Below are 12,315 nucleotides of genomic sequence, written 5' to 3'. Positions count from 1 at the left end.
CGGCTCAGTTGATGATCTCGCCGCGCTCGTCGTCGCGGATGGCGGCCAGCCGCTCCCGCCAGGTGGCGAGTGCCTCGGGCGTCAAGCGCGTCCAGTCGTGCACCTCGCGGATCACGCGCAGCGGCTCACTGCTGCGGTACGACCGGGTCGGGTTGCCCGGGAACTTCTTGTCGGTCACGTTCGGATCGTTCTCGAACTCGCCCGTCACCTCGACCTCGTAGACGCGCGGATCCCGCTCGCCGGGCGCGAGCTCGGCCGCGAGACCCGCGCCATCCGCCACCGCCGTGAAGTAGATGTGGTTCATCACGATCTCGGGGCGATAGTTCGAGTGGAACCCCGCCGTCAGCAGATCGCCCGGTCGCAGATCTGCCTTCGTGCCGTGGAAGAAGGGACCGTCATCCAGTGCGTCGCTCACCGCAGAAGCCTACGACGGCTCCTCGTGCTGCGGAAGGATGCTGCAGTCAGTGACCCGAACGGCGGGTGCCCACACCCGGTTCGTCGTTGTGCACCGACTCGTCGGCCACGGATGACTCCGACGACGGATCTACGCGCACGGCACCGGATCCGCCGGAATCCGCACCGGCCCCTCCCGCAGGAGTGTCGGTCACGTGCCCGGGGTCGTCGCCGTCGCGCTCCTCGATCAGTGCGGCGATGCCCTCCGCAGAGGGTGAAGCCCCGTCCGGAGCGACCGATTCATCTCGGTCGTGCTCGGTGCCGCTCATTCCGTGCCGTCGCGGAGATCGCGCGGGGCGTCTCCCCCGTCGGCATCCGTTTCGTCTGCTGGGTCGAGGTCGCCCTGTCCGTCGTCGCCCAGCTCGGCGTCGAGCGGCTCTTCGCCCTGGCTCTCCGGCTGCGACGTGTCGGTCGGGAACGTGCCGTCGCTGAAGTCGTCGACCGGTGGGATGCCCGGCATGTTCGGGGGGAAGCTGTTGGCGAAAGCGTCGATGTTCGACATGGTGCCCTCCTCTGGTGTCGTCCGAACCACCATCATCCGTGCGAACCGCGGCGAGCGCAGGGCGGTTGACAGTTCTGCTCAGGACGAGGAAGATTCCCGCCCCGCCGACTCATGGGTCGGGGCATGCAGACCGAGCAGGCGCAGCACATCGTCGACCTGTGCGTCGATCTCCGCCGAGGTCGGGGTGTCGACGAGCCCCAGAAGCCGACGACGATGCGGCTCTCCGAGGAGTGCGGCGAAGAGGATTTCCGGCGACACCTCGGCGTTTGTCGGGAGGTGCGCGGCGAGGAAGTCCTGGGCGCGGCGGGGACCGTCGTCGTAGAACTCCGCCGCCAGAGACGGATGCCGGGCAGCAGCGGCGATGATCGCTCGGTGGATGCCGACCGCCTCGTCAGCGAGCAGCTGCACGAGAATCGCTCGACATGCCGATCGCAGATCGGCGACGCCGTCCCCTGCATCGGCGAGGTAGGGATGCTGTCTGCGTATCGCCGCCCGCACGAGGCCTTCGCGATCACCGAACACCCCGTACAGGGTGCGCTTGGCGACGTGCGCCTCAGCAGCGACGCGATCGAAGGTCAGGGCCTCGAACCCCTCCGCGGTGAGGAGTGCGATCACGACGTCGACCACGCGCTCGTCCCGAGCGCTGGCCTCGGCGGCGGAGGGCCGTCCTCGTTTTCCCGTCATAGGCTTACTCTAGCAATAATGCTACGCAACCGTTTCATTAAAGGAGCCATCGTGACCGACCTCATCCACCACATCGCCATCCAGGATGACTGGGAGATGAGCCGAGCGTTCGGCGAGTACTCCGTCGCGACCCGGGGCGTGCACGTCGATGACGCCGGCTTCATCCACGCCGCCACCGCAGAAGGCCTGGATGCCGTGATCGCCGCCCGCTACAGCGACCTCGCCCTGCCGCTGCTCCACATCGCGATCCGCCCCGAGGCCCTGGCCGCGGAGGGAATCGTCGTCGAGTGGGTCGACGGACGCCCTCGCATCCTCGGCGCCCTCCCGATGACGAGCGATGTGGTGGCCTCGGAGACGCTGATCGCGCGGTGATGGCAATCGCGGTGGTCGGGTCTGTCACACTCCGCCGGGTGCGCTCGTCTTAGGAGAAGGACGTGCAGCCGACTCGGATGCGCGCCGCACGACTCCTCGAAAGGCTCCCCATGGACTTCGCCGCAGCTGCCGCCGATCCCGCGTTCCTCGCCATCGTCGGCGGGCATATCCTCGTGCTGTTCCTCGCCGTGCTGCTCACCGTCTTCCGCCGCTACTCGGTCGGCGGGTTCTTCGCCTGGCTCGCGACGATCGCCTCACTGCTGTTCGGCCTGTTCTGGTTCCTCGTGCTCGGCGGCGGGCGCAAGAACTCGCAGGCCGACGAGTCGGTGCAGTTCGCGCTCGACCCGAACGGCGGACTCTGGATCACGCTGTACATCGTGGGCGCGCTCATCGTCGCCTACGCCATGACGTGGATCTGCAAGCGCGGACGCGAGAAGGCCCTGGCGGCGAAGGCCGCACCGATCGACGCCTGACCTCAGACCGCGGTGGACTTCCGCAGGTTGCCGCAAGCTCCCAGCATCCGACTCTAGGCTCGCCGTCGTGGACACCGAGATGACGGTCGTGGAGCGACGGGCCAAGCGCGTCGAGATCACCGCAGAGATCATCACCCTGGTGATCGGCCTGGCGGCGGCAGCCGCCGCGGTCTCGACCCTCTTCCCGGCAGTGCTGACGTGGATCCAGCACCTCCCTCTCGCCGTTCCTGGCGTCATGACGGCCGCGCAGGCGGTCGCCATGGTCTTGGCCGCGTTCGTCAGACGCAGCGACCTGGTCAAGGGAGGGTTCGCTATCCTCCTCGTGATCTGGGTGCCTTTTCTCGGGCAGGTCATCTGGTTCGCCCTGGTCATCCTGCTGTTCAGATTCAGCTGACCGACGCGCCTGACAGTGCGCTCCCGTGAGAGCATCGACCTCAGACCACGACTCGAGGGAGATTTCGGATGCTCGATACGGCAGACAGCGTGAGACTCGGCGGTTCGGGACTCAGGATCTCGAAGGTGGTTCTCGGCTGCATGAGCTTCGGCGCACCGGACCGAGGGGCGCACGGGTGGTCGCTGGACGAGGAGACCAGCCGCCCACTGATCAGGCAGGCTCTCGAAGCCGGGATCACGACGTTTGACACGGCTGACGTGTATTCCGACGGTACGAGTGAGGAGTTCGTCGGCCGGGCACTCGGCGACTTCGCTCGGCGCGACGAGATCGTGATCGCGACCAAGGTGCACGGGCGCATGGGACCGGGCGCGAACCAGGCGGGACTCAGTCGTGCGCACATCCTGTCGGGGATCGATGCGAGCCTGAGGCGACTGGGGACCGACCGCGTCGATCTGTACCAGATCCACCGGTGGGATCCGCAGACGCCGATCGAGGAGACCATGGAGGCGCTGAACGACGTCGTCCGTTCGGGCAAGGCCCGGTATATCGGTGCGTCGTCGATGTGGGCCTGGCAGTTCGCGAAGGCCCAGCACACGGCTGCGCAGAACGGATGGGCGCGGTTCGTCTCGATGCAGGATCAGTACAACCTGCTGCAGCGCGAGGAGGAGCGGGAGATGCATCCGTTCTGCCTCGACTCGGGTGTGGGCGTGCTCCCGTGGTCGCCGCTGGCTCGCGGCAGGCTCACGCGCGACTGGGACGAGAAGACCGCGCGCACCGCGACGGATGCCTTCGGCGCGACCCTGTACCGCCGCGAGGAGGAGTCGAATCGAGCGATCGTGGATGCGGTCGCGCACGTCGCCGAGGCGCGCGGCGTCTCCCGCGCGCAGATCGCGCTCGCGTGGGTCGCGCAGCAGTCCGCCGTCACTGCACCGATCGTCGGCGCGACGAAGGCAAGTCACATCGACGATGCGGTCGCCGCCGTCGGCATCCATCTCGAGGATTCTGAGCTGGAGACGCTGCAGGGCGCGTACACGCCGCGGGAGCCCGAAGGGTTCTGACGCGCGGCCGTCTACTCGATCTGGCCGATGGGCTCGCGCTTCTCGGCCTGGAACTGATCCTCAGCGCGGCCGCGCGCCCAGTAGGCCGAGATCGACAGTCGCTCCCGCGGCACATCGCGCTGCTTGAGCAGGGCGCGGACCTCTTTGATGGTTCCGCGCTCACCGTGCGCGAAGACCCCCGGATGCCCGTCAGCCCACGGCAGGTCGGCGAGAGCGGCGAGCAGCTCGTCGTCGGTCTCGGTCCAGCGCAGAGTCACGCCCGAGGGGACTTCGGGAAGGATGCGGTCCGCGGGATCCGCCACCGTCAGGACGACGTGCCCGACAGCATCCGCCGGCATCGCCTCGATGGCCGAGGAGATCGCGGGCAGCGCCGTGTGGTCGCCGATGAGCAGGTGCCACGGCAGCTCGGGCTCGGGGAGGTAACCACCGCCGGCTCCGCTGACGACGATCGTGTCGCCCGGCTGCGCCTGTCGAGCCCAGGGACCCGCGACGCCCTCGTCACCGTGCACGACGAAGTCGATGACGAGTCGTCGCTCCTCCGGATCGGACGAGCGCACCGTGTAGGTGCGTCGGGTGGGCAGCTTCTCGGGACTCTCCTCGCGCAGCTGCGCCAGGTCGTACGGCGGAGTGAGCGCGTGCTGCGGGTCGGCGAAGAGGATCTTGACGTACTTGTCGGTGTAGACGTTATCGGTGAAGCCCTCGTACCCGTCGCCGCCGGCCGTGATCCGCACCAGGTCGGGGCTGATCTGCTCCACCTGCTCGACGGTGAGCACTGCTTGGCTGGGGGTTCGACGAGGCTGTTCCGGCATTGCGTCTCCTGAGATCACGGAAGGAATTCTTCTCCAGTCTGCCCGCCCCGCAGTGGAGCGGGGTCGAGGATTCCGAGCAACTCGCCGAGCATCCGCCGGCTCAGCGCGTGCGGAAAGCCGCTCGATACTGACTCGGCGTCGCGCCGAACGCGCGGCCGAAATGCTGACGGAAGAGCGCCGTGCCGCCGAAGCCGGCTGTCGCCGCCACTGCATCGATGGGCAGGGTGGTGGACTCCAGCAGTTCCCGCGCCGCACCGAGCCGCTGCTCGAGCACCCACCGCGCGACGGTCGTGCCCGTGTGGGCGCGGAACGCCCGCGTGAAGGAGCTCCGGCTGAGATGAGCTCTGGCGGCGAGCGTGTCGATCGACAGGTCCGCTTCGAGGTTCGCCGCGCTCCAGCGCATCACGTCGGCCAGTGGATCGCCTCCGGTCTCAGGGATAGCACGTTCGATGAACTGCGCCTGTCCGCCTGCGCGATGGGGTGCCGCGACGATCCTCCGCGCGACCCGGTTGGCGACGCGCTGCCCCTGCCTCCGTGCGAGAAGGTGCAGGCACGCATCGATTCCGGCGGTCGCGCCGGCACCCGTGATGATCGGGCCCTCGTCGACGTACAGCTCGTCGGGTGCGAGTGCGACGAGCGGGAACCGTTCGCGGAACACGTCTGCCCATTTCCAGTGCGTCGTCGCCGAACGACCGTCGAGCACCCCGCTGTCGGCGAGAGGGAACGCGCCGAGGCACAGCCCCAACAGCTCGGCTCCGTCATCTCGGGCATCTCGCAGCGCGATCGACAGTTCGTCCGGCGCCGCGCACTCGGGCTCACCCCACCATGGGACGACGACCACATCCGCGCCTCGCACGGCCTCGAGACCATGCTTCACATCGATGTCGAAGTCAGCGGAAGTGCGCAGAGTCCCCGCTCGCAGAGCCGCGACGCGGATCGGCCACGGCTCGATCTCTCCCGCAGGACTCTCGCCGCCCCAGACCAACGAGGGCACGGAGAGATGGAAGGGACTGATGCCGTCGACGGCGATCACGGGCACGCGCGGCGGTGCCATCTCATCTCCTGTCGGCGCATCGGTCACGGCCGATACCGTCGCCTGCTGACCCGAAATCATCTGTTCAGATGAGTTCGGGTCACCCAGACTACAGATGACCACCGAGAAAGGACTCTCAGAATGACCACCTCCGCCACCCTCCGCGCACTCAGCGGCGTCGCCGACCAGCCCGCGGACCTCGCGACCTCGACCGTCGTGCTCGTCGACTTCCAGAACACCTACACGCGCGGCGAGATGGAGCTCGAGGGCTGGGATGCGGCTCTCGATGCCGCGGCCGACCTGCTCGCCCAGGCCCGCGAATCAGGCGCGACGGTCATCCACGTGCAGCACGACGGCGGCTCCGGATCGGCGTACGACATCCGCGAGGACATCGGGGCGATCCATGAGCGCGTCGCTCCGCGAGACGGCGAGGCCGTGGTCGTCAAGAAGGCACCGAACTCGTTCGTGGGCACCGACCTCGGCGACCTCGTCGACGCCGCGGGTCACGAAGACGTCGTGATCGCCGGGTTCATGACCCACATGTGCGTGACCTACACGACCGAGGGCGCGTTCCTGCGCGGCAACCGGCCCACCGTCGTCGCCGCCGCGACCGCCACCCGCAGCCTTCCGTCGGTCGCCGGCGACGTTCCCGCAGAGCAGCTGCACCGCGCGGCTCTCGCCGGCATCGCCGACCTCTACGCCACGGTCGTCCCCACCGTCGCCGATCTCGGGCGCTGACGGAAAGAACGGATGCAGTCACCGCATCCGCTCGGATCAGCCTGCGCAGAGGTCGGTGTCAGCGCTGCGGTTCACGGCATCGACCGGGCGTGACGGTGCGGGGGTGGCCTGCGGCTGGGACGTCAGGTTCTCGTAGTCGGCGCCGAGCAGGAGCTGCACGCCGTCGACGTCGCCGACCGTGACCGTCACGCCGATGCCGAGCTCGGTGGCGAGTGCCTGCGCCGTCGCCTGCGCCTCGGGGGTGTCGGCGGCGACGATCGTCGTGACATCGACGGCCTCCGCATTGGCGAGCCCCGACACCGTGTATCCGTAGGCGGTGGCGTCTTCGGAGACGCGTGATGCCAGACCCGCGACACCCGCGCCGTTGAGGATCTCGATGGGCGCGGTGCGCACCGTCGCATCCGGCTCGACAGCATCCGTCGTGAGCACGACGGGAACGTCATCGACCAGAGCGCGGAAGATGACGTCGGCATCTTCGGTGGGCACGACGCGGTTGGCGTCCTCCGGGGCCTCGGTCGTGGGCATCGTCAGGAAGGTGACGCTGCTCATGGGGACGTTCGCGACCCGAGCGGCGAGGCCGGCGAGATCCGTCAGAGCACCGAGGCCGGGGTCGACCGTCATCGACGAGGTGGCGGCGTCGAGGAACGCGTACAGACGATCGGGGCGCACCAGCACGTCGGACTTGGTCGCCTTCTGCACGATGGCCGAGAGCACCATCTGCTGGTGCCCGAGACGTGCGACATCGCTGCCTTCGGCGAGCGCGTGCCGCGTGCGTGCCAGTGCGAGCGCCTGGGTGCCGTCGATGGACTGCGCGCCGGCGGGCAGATCGAGCTGCGCGTGCCCGTCGTTCAGAGCTTCCGGGAGGCATACGTCGATGCCTCCCATGGCGTCGACGACGCCGATGAAGCCTTCGAAGTCCATCTGCACGAAGTGATCGATCGTCACGCCTGCCAGCTGCTCGACCGCCGCCACAGAGCAGGCGGGTCCGTACTCCAGTGCGGAGTTCAGCATCCCGTAGCCGCCGTCGTAGGATCCCCGCCCGGTGTCCTCGCAGGCGGGCAGGTCGGCCAGTGTGTCGCGCGGCAGCTGCACCGCATCGATCCGCGAGCTGTCACTGGAGATGTGCACGAGAACCATGGCGTCGCTGCGCTGACTGCCGTCATCCTCGCCGAATCCACCCGATGCGAGTGCCCGGGTGTCGGACCCCAGCACGAGGATGTTCAGGTCTCCGGTCGCGAGCTCCGGCTCGCCGTCGCCGTCGTCGGAGCGCAGAGGCGCGGTGCTGACGTTGCCCTGCAGCTGTGCGTAGGCGATCGCCCCGACGGCGACCAGTGCCACGACGACGAGCGCGCTGATCCAGCCGATCACCTTTCCACGCCGACGGCGAGGTCGGATCGCCTGGGGGGAGTCGGGAGTGGGGTCCGGAATCGAGTCGGTCGGGGGGAATTCTGGCCGTCGCACTGGTTCACACCATCATGAGGGGGAGGTGATCTCAAAACGCAGCGCCGGATTCACAGGACCTGTGCGGGGTACTCCAAGGTGCGTTCAGCGGTGCGAAGGTGCTGGAGCGCACATCCCACAACACTTGCCATATTGGAAAGTGACGACTAGCTTTCCAGTATGGAAAGTGAACGGGATGATCCTCACGCCACCCTGGCCCGACTCGACGCCGTGGCGACGACATACACCGACGCGCCCCGCGGTGAAGGGTGGTATCACCTTGTCCTGGGCCTCGGCGCGGGGATCTTCATCGCTTCTCAGGGCCTCCCCCAACCGTGGGCGCTCCTCGTCGCCGTGGCGTTCATTCTCGTCATGCCCGCGTTCATCGCCTGGTGGCGGCGAACCCACGGCTGGTGGGTCTCGGGCTACAACGGCGGCGCGACCCGGTGGGTGACGGCACTGATGCTGGTGGCTCTCGTCGCGACCGGATTCTGGTCGTATCTGAGCACCGACATCTGGTCCAGCATCGCTGCAGGGCTGACCGCGTGCCTCGCTGTCTCCGCGTCCGGCTTCGTCTGGCGTCACCGACTCCGGACGCAGGAGGCGGCATGAGCGGACTCGATCCTGCCATCCACGCAGTCACTCGGCTCGAGCTGTGCGGCCTGCTCGCGCCCGTCGACGACGCGGAGTTCTCGTTCCTGCGTGAGCGGTTGAAGGTCTCCGACTCCGTGCTCTCCAAGCACGCGAAGGCTCTGGAACAGGTCGACTACCTCCGCATCGACAAGGTCACGCGCAACGCCCGTCAGCGCACGCTGCTGTCGCTCACGCCCGCAGGGCGCCACGCCTTTCGGGAGCACGTCGCGGAGCTTCGACGCCTCGCATCGATCGCGGACGCATCGCACGAGGTTGCAGGCTAGATCTCGCCCGCGGGAGAGACTGGAGCGATGAGATCCGCCGAGCCGTTCCGTGAAACCCTCATCGGACCGCGCTGGCTGGCGGTCGCCGGCGCGCTGACACTCGTCTTCCTCGTGGTCGTCACCGCGATCTCAGCGCCCGTCGCGATCGGCCGCGCAGATGAGGTCGGCGCGTGGACGATCGCTCTGTTCGTCGTGGGCTTCTTCCTCATCCTCGCCGCCGGGCTCCTGGCGATCACCCGACGCATCACGATCGCGGTGAGCGATACGCACATCGATGGCCGCCTGACGCCGTTCCGCGTCATCCACTTGCCCCTCTCCGAGGTCGATCGGGTCGAGGTGATCGAGATCACAGTCACCCAGGCCGGTGGCGTGGGCTGGCGCCTCGCGGGCTCGGAGCAGTTCCTGCTGTGGTCTGCAGGCGCTGCGGTCAGGGTGACCACGACAGGCGGGCGCGCGAGGGTGCTCGGAACCGAGCATCCCGAAAAGTTAAGGGCCGCCATCCTGGGCGCTTTGCGCGCGATGCAGGAGTGAAGGGCAGAGAGGGCTCCGCTCCCTCGCGCCACGTAGACTCGCTTCAGGTCAGGAGATCGACCGTGACGTGTGAGGTGAGATCGTGTCGGAACCCGGCGGGCCGAGCGACGGCGAGCTCCTCTTCCGAATCTCACGCGGCGACGAACCGGCCTACCGGATGCTGCACGACCGACACCAGATGCCGGTGTTTCGGCTGTCGCTCGTGCTCATGCACACCAGCCGAGAGGCGGAAGAGGTCGCAGCGACCGCCTTCTTCGAACTCTGGCGACGGCGCGACAAGGTCCGCATCGTCGACGGATCCGTCCTGCCGTGGCTCTTGGCGACCACCTCGTTCGCGGCGAAGAACAGCTTGCGCTCACGCCGCCGGTATCAACGACTGCTGCATCGCATCCCTCACGACGGAGACGTTCCGGATCATGCAGACGAAGTCGCTCGCGCGATGGACTCACTCAAGATCACGGAGAACGTGCGCGAGGCTCTGCGCGAGTTGAACCCGCGCGAAGCGAGTGTCGTGATCCTCTGCCTCGTCCATGAGGTTCCGATCGCTGAAGCAGCCGTCGTTCTCGGCGTTCCGGAAGGGACCATCGAATCGCGATTGTCGCGCGTGAAGACGCGGCTTCGCGGTGAGCTGCATGAGTATGCTCCGAGACCAGAGGAGGCGAACGCATGAGTGACCGGATGCCGCACCACCGGGAAGTGCAAGACCTCCTCATCGAGCAGATGCGCCGCGATCTCGCGCACCCCAAGTGGTGGAACACGATCTGGGGTCGCCTCACGATCGCCGGCGGGATCCTCGCGGTGGCGGGAGCAGGCGTCGCGGCGGTCGTCCTCCTCGAGGAGCGCCCGGTCAGCGAGACCAGTGTCGTGCACTGTCTGGAAGGCCCGTATCGGAACCCCGACGGCACGCTGTCCGGTGCAGCGGCGAGCGTCGCCACACCGGACGGCGTCATCGCCATCGAAGATGCTGAAGCTCTCTGCACTCAGATGTGGGAGGGTGGGGCGTTCGCTGACAACGACGAACTCTCCGCCACACCCACTCCGGGATCAGCGCCCTCGGAATTCACGACCTGCGTCACCGACGAAGGTGAAGCCGCTGTCGTCCCCGGTCGAATCGAGTGCTCGGTCCTCAGGCTTCATCCGTTCCAGGAATAGACACGATCAGTCACCCCCAGGTCCCTGCGGGGCGCTAGACGATGGACGAGGTCTTGCCTGCCAGTGCCCCCATGGTCGCGCAGTAGGGCGTGCATGTCAGCTTGCCGCGTCTTCTTCACTGGCGCTTTCCCCGCTGTTTGTCATCGCCCGCTGCGACGATGAGGATGCGCGGTCATTCTGGCGTGCGTTGGCCACGGTCGCGCTGCTGTTCCTGGGGCCCGCTCTCTTCTACTGGCTGTGGCGCGGCCGGTACTCGTGGTTCGAGGTGGCCGCACTCCGAATCAAGAAGGCCCTACGCGCGTCGATTCAGGACGACGAGGACCGTCTGAGCCGGTTGTCGGCACCTGCACCTGTGGGTGGTCCCCACCGAGGCCACGCCGGTTCTGCGGATATCGTTCCTCGAACTAGGCATCTATGGTGACGGAATCCGCCTACCCCCAAGTCGAATCGGCTTGCGAAAAGAGTCGACGCCGCTACTACTGCGGGAGGTCCCGCGAAACGGAGATGGAGAGGTCGTACGGCATGCCTCATCTATACGCAGTGTGATGCCGCGGGCGGCGACGCAACCTGACTGAGCAGCAGAAGCGGTGGTTAGCCACGAGACCTGACGCATAGGATGAGGCATGGGGATCCGGGGGAACATGACCATCACGCATACCGTGCAGACGACGCGTAGACGCGACGCTCAGCACGCCCGTAGCCGCTCAAGTGACTTCACGCGCACGTCCTGGGTGCTGGAAGGCACTGCAGATGAGCAGGCCTCACAGATGATGGAGCTGATGACATTCCGCCTCCGCGCCGCAGACCGGGCCGCCGCGCAGCTGTCCCGACGCAGGCGCATCCAGGCACTGTTCCTTTTCGGCACCGGCATCGTCTTCGCACTGGTCCTGGGGTGGATTGCGTTGCAAGGCGGGGTCCTCGCCGGTACAGAGGTTGATGCCTCCGCTGGCGCGACGACGTTCAACCTCATTCTCTTCGCGGTGCTCGGCGCCACAGCGGCTGCCGTCGCGGGTCTGAGCCTCTACAACCTCATCCGCCAGCGTCAGCTTGAGGAGGCCCTCCTTGCCGCTCGCCTCCGCGCGTACAGTGAGGCCCGCTCGGTCGCCGCTCGCCGTGCTGTGGCCGCAGCGCAAGAGGCCGCGGCATCGACTCGCCTCCGTCTCGACAGCGAGCTCGCGTCGTGACCTCGGCAGCTCCCGCGTCGTCCAAGACGGACGACGCGGTCCTTCCGCCGCCGTTCGACGATGGTACTGAGCTTGCACTCCAGTCGCCTGACGGGGAGGAGAAGTACCTTTCCCGCGTCTTGGAGATTCGCGCCCAGGTAGAGGCACGCTCTCGACGGCCGTTGAAGGTAAACCCGGAAGTCGTCGCCGAAGCGGAGATCATCGGCCAGCGGTTCAGCGCCGACCTCATTCGCCTCGCGGTCCGCAGAGCACGCACTCACCCGAATGACCGTGTGTTGCTGATGGAAGACCTCGCGTGGGCGCGAAAACTGCTCGTGAACGGGGCGGGTAGTGGCGTCGCCGTCCTCATCTGCACCACCCTGGGCGGTCTCGTCATGGGTGTCGGTGCGCCGATGCTCCTCGGTCCCATCATCACGGAGACAACTGACAAGATGACCGCGGCAACCCTCGGCTGGGGTGGCGGCGGCATCGCCCTCGGCGCGGTGCTGCTGACAGCAGGCTTCGTCATGGCGATCCGCCGCGGCTAGTCGTGCCACACGTCCGCCGGCTGCCGGCTGCCGGCTGCCGAGATCATT

19 protein-coding genes are annotated in these 12,315 nt (G+C 67.5%); 12 read left to right on the top strand and 7 right to left on the bottom strand.

Annotated features, from left to right (window positions below; translation table 11 throughout):
* Window positions 1–4 precede the first annotated feature (4 nt).
* The 4 genes from arr to OD997_RS12905 form a co-directional block, all read right to left on the bottom strand.
* A complete protein-coding gene (gene arr / locus OD997_RS12920) occupies window positions 5–415 on the bottom strand; it encodes an NAD(+)--rifampin ADP-ribosyltransferase (RefSeq protein WP_434331930.1) in 411 nt (136 codons plus the stop codon).
* Between the two features lie 46 nt (window positions 416–461).
* Window positions 462–722 (bottom strand): hypothetical protein, encoded by a 261-nt coding sequence (locus tag OD997_RS12915; protein WP_434331929.1) that lies wholly within the window; start codon window positions 720–722, stop codon window positions 462–464.
* The gene (locus OD997_RS12910; protein ID WP_434331928.1) at window positions 719–955 is read right to left on the bottom strand and encodes a hypothetical protein; all 237 of its coding nucleotides are present in this window, start codon (window positions 953–955) and stop codon (window positions 719–721) included. The genes OD997_RS12915 and OD997_RS12910 overlap by 4 nt, the downstream gene beginning before the upstream one ends.
* Window positions 956–1,033: 78 nt before the next feature.
* Entirely contained in the window at window positions 1,034–1,639 is a 606-nt protein-coding gene (locus OD997_RS12905) for a TetR/AcrR family transcriptional regulator (protein ID WP_434331927.1), read from the bottom strand.
* Window positions 1,640–1,690: 51 nt separating this feature from the next.
* Here OD997_RS12905 and OD997_RS12900 point away from each other — a divergent pair, with 51 nt between their 5' ends.
* From OD997_RS12900 to OD997_RS12885, 4 genes are all read left to right on the top strand, one after another.
* A complete protein-coding gene (locus OD997_RS12900; protein ID WP_434331926.1) occupies window positions 1,691–2,011 on the top strand; it encodes a DUF952 domain-containing protein in 321 nt (106 codons plus the stop codon).
* A 62-nt stretch (window positions 2,012–2,073) separates the two neighbouring features.
* Window positions 2,074–2,484 carry a hypothetical protein gene (locus OD997_RS12895; protein ID WP_434331925.1) on the top strand — a complete coding sequence of 137 codons (411 nt, stop codon included), beginning with the start codon at window positions 2,074–2,076 and terminating at the stop codon, window positions 2,482–2,484.
* Window positions 2,485–2,551: 67 nt separating this feature from the next.
* Entirely contained in the window at window positions 2,552–2,878 is a 327-nt protein-coding gene (locus tag OD997_RS12890) for a hypothetical protein (RefSeq protein WP_434331924.1), read from the top strand.
* Between the two features lie 68 nt (window positions 2,879–2,946).
* On the top strand, window positions 2,947–3,936 hold the full coding sequence (locus tag OD997_RS12885) for an aldo/keto reductase (protein WP_434331923.1): 990 nt from the start codon (window positions 2,947–2,949) through the stop codon (window positions 3,934–3,936).
* A gap of 11 nt (window positions 3,937–3,947) precedes the next feature.
* Here OD997_RS12885 and OD997_RS12880 read toward each other — a convergent pair whose 3' ends face one another.
* Together OD997_RS12880 and OD997_RS12875 are read right to left on the bottom strand one after the other, a co-directional pair.
* Entirely contained in the window at window positions 3,948–4,745 is a 798-nt protein-coding gene (locus tag OD997_RS12880; protein WP_434331922.1) for a siderophore-interacting protein, read from the bottom strand.
* Between the two features lie 100 nt (window positions 4,746–4,845).
* Window positions 4,846–5,799, bottom strand: coding sequence for a GlxA family transcriptional regulator (locus OD997_RS12875; RefSeq protein ID WP_434331921.1), 954 nt, complete (start codon window positions 5,797–5,799; stop codon window positions 4,846–4,848).
* A gap of 120 nt (window positions 5,800–5,919) precedes the next feature.
* Here OD997_RS12875 and OD997_RS12870 point away from each other — a divergent pair, with 120 nt between their 5' ends.
* Window positions 5,920–6,516, top strand: coding sequence for a cysteine hydrolase family protein (locus tag OD997_RS12870; protein ID WP_434331920.1), 597 nt, complete (start codon window positions 5,920–5,922; stop codon window positions 6,514–6,516).
* 36 nt (window positions 6,517–6,552) lie between these two features.
* Here the strand turns inward: OD997_RS12870 and OD997_RS12865 are convergent, their stop codons facing one another.
* Window positions 6,553–7,884, bottom strand: coding sequence for an LCP family protein (locus tag OD997_RS12865; RefSeq protein ID WP_434331919.1), 1,332 nt, complete (start codon window positions 7,882–7,884; stop codon window positions 6,553–6,555).
* Between the two features lie 252 nt (window positions 7,885–8,136).
* On the opposite strand from OD997_RS12865, the gene OD997_RS12860 reads away from it, so the two are divergent.
* The 7 genes from OD997_RS12860 (at window position 8,137) to OD997_RS12830 (ending at window position 12,267) form a co-directional block, all read left to right on the top strand.
* On the top strand, window positions 8,137–8,568 hold the full coding sequence (locus OD997_RS12860) for a hypothetical protein (RefSeq protein ID WP_434331918.1): 432 nt from the start codon (window positions 8,137–8,139) through the stop codon (window positions 8,566–8,568).
* A complete protein-coding gene (locus tag OD997_RS12855) occupies window positions 8,565–8,873 on the top strand; it encodes a transcriptional regulator (RefSeq protein ID WP_434331917.1) in 309 nt (102 codons plus the stop codon). Before OD997_RS12860 ends, OD997_RS12855 begins: the two co-directional genes overlap by 4 nt.
* Window positions 8,874–8,900: 27 nt before the next feature.
* Window positions 8,901–9,404: a hypothetical protein gene (locus OD997_RS12850; RefSeq protein WP_434331916.1), complete on the top strand. Its 504-nt coding sequence runs from the start codon at window positions 8,901–8,903 to the stop codon at window positions 9,402–9,404.
* An 82-nt stretch (window positions 9,405–9,486) separates the two neighbouring features.
* Window positions 9,487–10,074 (top strand): RNA polymerase sigma factor, encoded by a 588-nt coding sequence (locus OD997_RS12845; RefSeq protein ID WP_434331915.1) that lies wholly within the window; start codon window positions 9,487–9,489, stop codon window positions 10,072–10,074.
* On the top strand, window positions 10,071–10,556 hold the full coding sequence (locus OD997_RS12840; protein WP_434331914.1) for a hypothetical protein: 486 nt from the start codon (window positions 10,071–10,073) through the stop codon (window positions 10,554–10,556). Before OD997_RS12845 ends, OD997_RS12840 begins: the two co-directional genes overlap by 4 nt.
* Window positions 10,557–11,335: 779 nt before the next feature.
* Window positions 11,336–11,740 (top strand): hypothetical protein, encoded by a 405-nt coding sequence (locus tag OD997_RS12835; protein ID WP_434331913.1) that lies wholly within the window; start codon window positions 11,336–11,338, stop codon window positions 11,738–11,740.
* Window positions 11,737–12,267, top strand: coding sequence for a hypothetical protein (locus OD997_RS12830; RefSeq protein ID WP_434331912.1), 531 nt, complete (start codon window positions 11,737–11,739; stop codon window positions 12,265–12,267). The genes OD997_RS12835 and OD997_RS12830 overlap by 4 nt, the downstream gene beginning before the upstream one ends.
* The last annotated feature ends 48 nt before the right edge of the window (window positions 12,268–12,315 follow it).

Origin of the sequence: Microbacterium sp. CGR1 (genome assembly GCF_051062835.1) — a bacterium.
Lineage (GTDB): Bacteria > Actinomycetota > Actinomycetes > Actinomycetales > Microbacteriaceae > Microbacterium.
This window is presented reverse-complemented; position numbering and strand designations above follow the sequence as displayed.